Annotated in this window: 6 protein-coding genes; 4 read left to right on the forward strand and 2 right to left on the reverse strand. The window is 74.6% G+C overall.

The annotated features are described in order from the left end of the window. Positions 1 to 7: 7 nt before the first annotated feature. Complete coding sequence (locus tag GSY69_RS13130; RefSeq protein ID WP_160954286.1) at positions 8 to 703, reverse strand: DUF4129 domain-containing protein; 696 nt, start codon at positions 701 to 703, stop codon at positions 8 to 10. Further along, on the reverse strand, positions 700 to 1,767 hold the full coding sequence (locus GSY69_RS13135) for a hypothetical protein (protein WP_160954287.1): 1,068 nt from the start codon (positions 1,765 to 1,767) through the stop codon (positions 700 to 702). Before GSY69_RS13135 ends, GSY69_RS13130 begins: the two co-directional genes overlap by 4 nt. A gap of 171 nt (positions 1,768 to 1,938) precedes the next feature. Between GSY69_RS13135 and mtrA the strand changes: the two genes are divergently transcribed. The 4 genes from mtrA to GSY69_RS13155 all read left to right on the forward strand — a co-directional run. After that, positions 1,939 to 2,619 carry an MtrAB system response regulator MtrA gene (gene mtrA, locus GSY69_RS13140; RefSeq protein WP_160954288.1) on the forward strand — a complete coding sequence of 227 codons (681 nt, stop codon included), beginning with the start codon at positions 1,939 to 1,941 and terminating at the stop codon, positions 2,617 to 2,619. Beyond that, the gene (mtrB, locus tag GSY69_RS13145) at positions 2,616 to 4,475 is read left to right on the forward strand and encodes an MtrAB system histidine kinase MtrB (RefSeq protein ID WP_328698876.1); all 1,860 of its coding nucleotides are present in this window, start codon (positions 2,616 to 2,618) and stop codon (positions 4,473 to 4,475) included. The genes mtrA and mtrB overlap by 4 nt, the downstream gene beginning before the upstream one ends. Next, entirely contained in the window at positions 4,472 to 6,214 is a 1,743-nt protein-coding gene (locus tag GSY69_RS13150) for an LpqB family beta-propeller domain-containing protein (protein ID WP_160954289.1), read from the forward strand. The genes mtrB and GSY69_RS13150 overlap by 4 nt, the downstream gene beginning before the upstream one ends. Positions 6,215 to 6,284: 70 nt before the next feature. Further along, positions 6,285 to 6,680 (forward strand): ComF family protein (locus tag GSY69_RS13155; RefSeq protein WP_407925028.1); only part of this gene is annotated, 396 nt, incomplete at its 3' end.

Below are 6,680 nucleotides of genomic sequence, written 5' to 3' on the forward strand. Positions count from 1 at the left end.
CCGGCGCTCACCGGGCGACCGCCGCCGCGGTCCCCGCCGCGGGCGCCTCTGCCACCGCGCCGGGCGCCGTCCCCGAGCGCGCGGAGACGGCCGCGTCGAGGGCGACGAGCGCCTCGTAGTCGGCCGGTGTCGCCGCATGCTCGCCGAACGTCACGGCGTCGAAGAGCTCGCCGGCCGCCCGCAGCGACGCGGCGTGGGCGGGCAGCCGCGCGGCCGCGGCGGCGCTGAGCTCGGCCGCCGTGCTCGCGGGTCCCACCGTGAGCTCACCGCGCCGGGCGAGGACGGCGAACACCGTGCGGGCGCGCTCCTGAACGGCCAGGCCGAGCTCGCCGCGCGCCCAGGCCGCCGCGCTGGCCGCCCGCAGGCGATCCGGATCGGCTCCCCGGGCGAGCGCCGGGCGCTCGAAGAGGGCGGGGTCGAGGGCGCTGCCGGTCCCGCGGCGCACGCGCAGCACGATGAGCACCGCCAGGCCCGCGATCGCCGCGAGCAGCACGAGGACGAGCCAGGGCGACTCGATGCCCCCCACCGCCTCGCCGAGCGAGGAGAAGAGCGCGCGGATCGCCGCTCCGATGCGCTCGAAGAACGTGACATCGGAGTCGCGGTAGTCCGGGTCGGAGGACAGCTCCCGGTGCGCCCACTCGCGGGCCTCCTCGCGGCCCGGGGCGATGGCTGCGAGCGCGACCGCGGCGCGAAGCGCGCTCATCCGCGCGCCTCGGCCTCGCGCAGGAGCACGAGGTCGTAGCCCTCGGCGCGCATGCGGCGGTCGAAGTAGACGACGGCTGCAAGACCCGCCCAGTACGCCATGAGGACCGCGGCGGAGGCGATGCTCGCCGCGACGAGGGCGAGCCCCAGGCCCGCCGCGATGCCGATCGCCAGGCCGCCCGAGAGCTCGGAGCCCGCCGCCAGGGCGAGCACCACGAGCGCCGCGGCGTAGAGGACGAGCAGGAACGGGGCGATGACGACCTCGAGGATGCGCGAGGACAGCCAGGAGCCGAAGAGCAGCTGGCCGAGGGTGCGCCAGAAGCCGCAACGCGTCAGCGCCCACGAACGGCGCACCGCGGCGCGCCCGCCCAGGCGCTCGCAGGCGATCGCGGGCCCGGTGAAGGCCGTGCGCACCGCCAGGTAGACGGTCAGCCCCACCCAGAGGACGAACCCGATGACCATGAGCGCGGTGGCGGCCAGCGTGCTGTGCAGGCCCGCGGCGATGAGCCCGGGCAGCGCGCAGAGCGCCAGCAGCGCCACGTGGCAGCCGAACAGCGCCGCGACCGTGCCGATGAGCCGCAGCCGCACGCCGCGCAGCTCGGCCCACGCGCGCCCGAGGCCCAGCCGCTCGCCCGTGAACGAGGCGTGCGCGGCCAGGGCGGCGAAGGCCCCGGCGAACTGGATGAGCGAGAGCGTGAGCAGCGAGTGCGCAACCGCGCCGAACTGGGCGAGCAGCGCGAACCCGGAGAGCGCCTCGGGGTCGGAGAAGACGGTGGTGAAGAAGCCCATCGAGAGCCAGACGAGGAACGCGAGCAGCGCCCCGAGCGCCAGGGTCCACAGCGCGTTGACGACGAGCGCGAGGCCGACCGTCGCCCCGGGCTGGGCGCGGATGAGGCGGAAGCCGCCGTCGAGGCCCTCGATGAAGCGCAGCGGGCGCTTGGGCAGCGTGCCAGGCTTGGCCGGGGGGCGCCAGGCGGGGCGCGCGGCGCGCGGGTCGGCGGGCACAGGGCGCCCGGTGCGCCAGTCGGTGCGCTGGTTCCAGGCCTGCGCCGAGGTCGTGAACACCGTGCTCCCTCCGGCCGTCGCTGCTGCCCGCGGCCGCCCGGGGCGCGGCCCGGCCCCTGCGGCCCGTACCATCCTGCCAGGCCGGGCCCGATTTGTCCCTCGCCCCGCGCACCGCCGCGCCCGCCTGCGTCGCTCGCCCACTTCCGGGTGCCGGTGGGGGACAATGGGGGCATGAACGCTCGGATCCTCGTAGTCGACGACGACACTGCCCTCGCGGAGATGATCGGCATCGTGCTCAAAAGCGAGGGCTTCGACCCCTCGTTCTGCGCGACCGGCGACGGCGCGCTCGACGCCTTCCGCGCCTCCCGCCCGGACCTCGTCCTGCTCGACCTCATGCTGCCCGGCAAGGACGGCCTCGAGGTGTGCCGGGAGATCCGCGAGGAGTCCGGGGTGCCGATCATCATGCTCACCGCGAAGTCCGACACCGTCGACGTGGTCCTCGGCCTGGAGTCCGGCGCGGACGACTACGTGCCCAAGCCGTTCAAGCCCAAGGAGCTCGTGGCCCGCGTGCGCGCGCGCCTGCGCCTGGCCGAGCCCGCGGCCCCGGAGATCCTCACGGTCGGCGACGTCAGCGTCGACGTGGCGGGCCACACCGTGACGAAGGGCGGCAAGCCCGTCTCGCTGACCCCGCTCGAGTTCGACCTGCTCGTCGCGCTCGCCCGCCGCCCCTGGCAGGTCTTCTCCCGCGAGACCCTCCTCGAGGAGGTGTGGGGCTACCGCCACGCCGCGGACACCCGGCTGGTCAACGTGCACGTCCAGCGCCTGCGCTCGAAGATCGAGCGCGACCCGGAGAAGCCCGACATCGTCGTCACAGTGCGCGGCGTGGGCTATAAGGCCGGGCAGCCCACGTGAGCCGCGGCCCGCGGGCCGGCGCGAGGCCGCGGGCGCTGCGCCTGCTGCGCGCGGCCGGCCGGGGCCTCGCCGCACTGTGGCGGGCGGTCGTCTTCGCGTTCACGCGCTCCCTGCAGCTGCGGATCATCGCGCTGACCTCGGTCCTCACCGTCGTGGCGATCTACGGGGTGGGCTCGTTCATGTCCCAGCAGATCGCCCGCGGCCTGTTCGAGGCGCGGCGCAACTCCGTGTCCAACCAGACCGCCGGCTACGTCGCCGAATTCGAGTCGCTCTCCGGCATCACGGACCGCGACGAGCTCGTCGACACGCTCAGCACCCAGCTGCGCTCGAAGGTCTCGAACTCGCCCACGCCCCTGCGCTCGATCGCGCTCGAGCCCGTGGGCGGCAACCGCTCGGTGCCCCCGATCGGCGCGTTCCCCTACGGCGAGGAGTCCGTGCGGGTGGCGGACCTGCCCGGCGAGTTCCGCTCGGCGGTGGCCGACGGGCAGGACGGCGAGCAGCTCTACGAATCGGTGGAGCTGCCGGGCTCCCTGCACTCGCCCGGCCTCGTCATCGCCCAGCGGGTGACGATCCCGCAGGCGGGCTCGTTCGAGCTCTACGTCGTCGCGGACCTCGAGAAGGAGCAGGACACCCTCGAGTTCGTCCAGCGCGCCCTCCTCGTGGCCGGCCTCGTGCTCGTCGTCCTCGTGGGCGCGATCGCGTGGATCGTCACCCGGCTCGTCGTCGTCCCCGTCCGGACGGGCGCGCAGGTGGCCCGCCAGCTCGCCGACGGCGATCTCGACCAGCGCATGCCGGTCAACGGCAGCGATGAGATCGCCACGCTCGCGGAGAGCTTCAACGACATGGCGGACGCACTGCAGGACCAGATCACCCGGATGGAGCAGCTGACCGTGCTCCAGCGCCAGTTCGTCTCCGATGTCTCGCACGAGCTGCGCACGCCGCTCACGACGATCCACATCGCCTCCGACCTCATCTACGAGTCCCGCGAGGACTTCGACGAGTCCACCCGGCGCAGCGCCGAGCTGCTGAACTCACAGGTGGAGCGCTTCGAGCTGCTGCTGGGCGACCTGCTGGAGATCTCCCGCCACGATGCGGGCGCGGCCCAGCTCGTGACGAAGCCCGTGGACCTGTCCGAGATCGTCACGGGGGTCATCGACACGGTGGCCGTCGTCGCGGAGCAGGCGGGCACCGAGCTGCTGGTCCACGCGCCGTCCTCGCCCGTCATGGCGGAGGTCGACCGCGTGCGCGTCACGCGCATCGTGCGCAACCTCGTCGTCAACGCGATCGAGCACGGGGAGCAGCGGCGCATCGACATCTACGTCGGCTCGAACGCGGAGGCGGCCGCGATCAGCGTGCGCGACCACGGCGTGGGGATGAGCGAGGAGCAGGTCGAGCACGTCTTCGACCGGTTCTGGCGCGCCGATCCCTCGCGACGGCGCACGCTGGGCGGCTCGGGGCTGGGCCTGGCGATCTCGCTCGAGGACGCCCACCTGCACGCCGGCTGGCTGCAGGCCTGGGGCCGCACGGGCGAGGGCTCGTGCTTCCGCCTCACGCTGCCGCGCCGCCAGGGCCAGGCGATCGCCTCCTCGCCGCTGCCGCTGCCCCCGGCCGACGCGGTGCTGCGCGGCGGCACGACCCTGGTCGCGGGCCCCAGCACCTCGGACGGCTCCGTGCGGGTGCAGACCGGCTCGATCCCCATCGTCGTCGAGGTCGCCGAGCACTCCGCCGAGGCCGCCGTCCAGCAGGGCGGTGCGCGGTCTGATGGCGCCGCGCGGTCCGGTCCCGCGCAGTCCGACGGTGCGCAGTCCGGCCGCGCGCCGGGCCCCGGAGCCGAGCCGACCGAGGAGGGCCCATGAGACCGCTGCGAAGCGCCCATCGCACCCGACCGCAGGCGCGGCCGCGGGCGCGGACCCGCGTGCGCGCGGCCCTGGCCGGCGCGTGCGCGCTGGCGCTGCTGAGCGGCTGCGCCTCGATCCCCGATTCCGGGGGCATCGGGCGCATCGACGTGGGCGATGCCGGCCCCAATGTCCAGTCGCGCATCGAGCCCGACGGCCCCGCCGAGGACGCGGACCCGGACGAGATCGTGCGCGGCTTCCTCACGGCGGGCGCGGGCTACTCGAACAACTTCGCGGTCGCCCGGTCCTTCCTCACCGACGACTTCTCCGACCGCTGGAATCCGCAGGCGCAGGTCGCGGTGCTGCCCTCGGGGGTCAGCCTCGACTCCGTGACGAGCGAGATCACCTCGAACTCGCAGCGGATCGCGCTGAGCGTGCCCGTGGGCGCCACCCTCGATGAGTCCCGGATCTACCGGGAGGCCGGGGACAACACGAACTCCTCCATGAAGTTCTCCCTGCGCCAGGTCAACGGGCAGTGGCGGATCTCGAAGGCCCCCGACGGCCTGCTGCTGTCCGCGACGAACTTCGCCACCCTGTTCCAGTCCTATGCGCTGTACTACTACACGCCGGACTACAAGAACCTCGTGCCGGACGTCCGGTGGTTCATCCGCTCGCCCTCGACGGCCACGGAGGTCATCGCGGAGCTGCTGCGCGGGCCATCCGACTACCTCTCCGGCGCCGTCGTGTCCGCGGCCCCGGACGGCACGCAGCTCGACCCGAAGTCCGTCACCGTCTCCGAGGGGCGCGCCGAGGTGGGCCTCGCCCGCCCGGAGGGCAGCCTGGACGATCGGACCGCCGGGCGCCTCGTCGACCAGCTCGAGGCGAGCCTCACCCAGATCAGCTCGATCACCTCGGTGTCCGTCACGAGCGCCGGCGCCGAGCTCGACTCGAAGGGCGGCGGCGCGGATTCCTCCGTGCAGATCGACTCGCGGCCCATCGTCGTCTCCGACCGCCGGATCGCGACCGTGGAGGGCAGCGCGTTCACGCCCGTGGAGCGCTCGCCGCGGCTGCCCGTCGGCGCCCGGGACCCGGCCGTGGCGATCGACGGCTCCGTCTACGCCTACCTTACGAAGGACGGCAAGGAGATCCGGCACTTCTCCGCGGGGGAGGGCCGCGACCACCAGATCGTGCGCGGCGCGCAGCTCGTGGGCCCGAGCTTCGACCGCTACGGCTGGATGTGGACCGCGGAGGCCTCCGGCAAGTCGCTCATCGCGGTGAGCTCCGGCGGCGACTCGACCCGCCTGGCCGCGAAGTTCCTGGGCGATCGGACGATCCGCAGCCTGCACGTGTCCCGCGACGGCTCGCGCGTGGGGGTGCTCTCCGCCGACTCCTCCGGCCGCCAGCGCCTCGACATCGTGGGCATCGCGCGCAGCGGGCGCTCCGAGCCCGCCCGCCTGGCGGCCTCGCCCCTGACCCTGGGGCAGGAGTTCACCTCGCTCACGGAGTTCTCCTGGGCGGGGGCGGACACCGTCGCCGTGCTCGGCAACACCGGCGACGGCGGCGTCCAGCCGTTCTCGATGCAGGTCTCCGGGCCCGCCTCGGCGCTCGGCACGATCTCCGATGCCGCGCGCATCGCCGCCGCGGAGGACCTGCGCTCGGTGCGCGTGGGCACCGCCGGGGGCTCGCTCTACACGTACTCGGGCGGCTCGTGGCAGAAGATCGTCGACGCGAAGGCCTACGATCCGGCCTACGCCGGCTGAGCCGCCCCCGCTGTCCACAGGCCGCCGAGGCGCGGGTGCGCCCGCGGGCGGGCTCGGGCACGCTGGGGCGATGGCGCGGATGCTGGGGGAGCTGCTCGACCTCGTCGTGCCCCGCAGCTGCGCGGGCTGCGGGGCGGAGACCGTGACGCTGTGCGCGGACTGCGCGGCAGGCCTCGACTCCCCGCTGATCTCCCAGGTGCCGCGCTACGGCACGCGCACCGTGGTGGCGTCCGGCGAGTACGCGGGGGTGCTGCGCGCCGGGCTGGTGGGCTACAAGGAGCACGACCGCCGCGACCTCGTCCGCATCCTCGGCCTGCTCCTCGCCCGCGCCGTCGTGGGCGCGCTCGAGGCCCGCCCGCTGGCCGATCTGCCGGTGCTCCTCGTCCCCGTGCCCTCGGCCCGGGGGGCGGTGCGCCGGCGCGGGGCCGACCACGTGGCGGCGCTCGCCGCGCAGGCGGCGCTGGTG

The sequence above is a fragment of the Brevibacterium rongguiense genome (genome assembly GCF_009857845.1).
Classification (GTDB): Bacteria; Actinomycetota; Actinomycetes; order Actinomycetales; family Brevibacteriaceae; genus Brevibacterium; species Brevibacterium rongguiense.

Bases quoted from the DNA above. Each gene is read 5' to 3' on its own strand.
- GSY69_RS13130 (WP_160954286.1), bottom strand. From the start codon at position 703: ATGAGCGCGCTTCGCGCCGCGGTCGCGCTCGCAGCCATCGCCCCGGGC.
- mtrA (WP_160954288.1), top strand. From the start codon at position 1,939: ATGAACGCTCGGATCCTCGTAGTCGACGACGACACTGCCCTCGCGGAG.
- GSY69_RS13150 (WP_160954289.1), top strand. From the start codon at position 4,472: ATGAGACCGCTGCGAAGCGCCCATCGCACCCGACCGCAGGCGCGGCCG.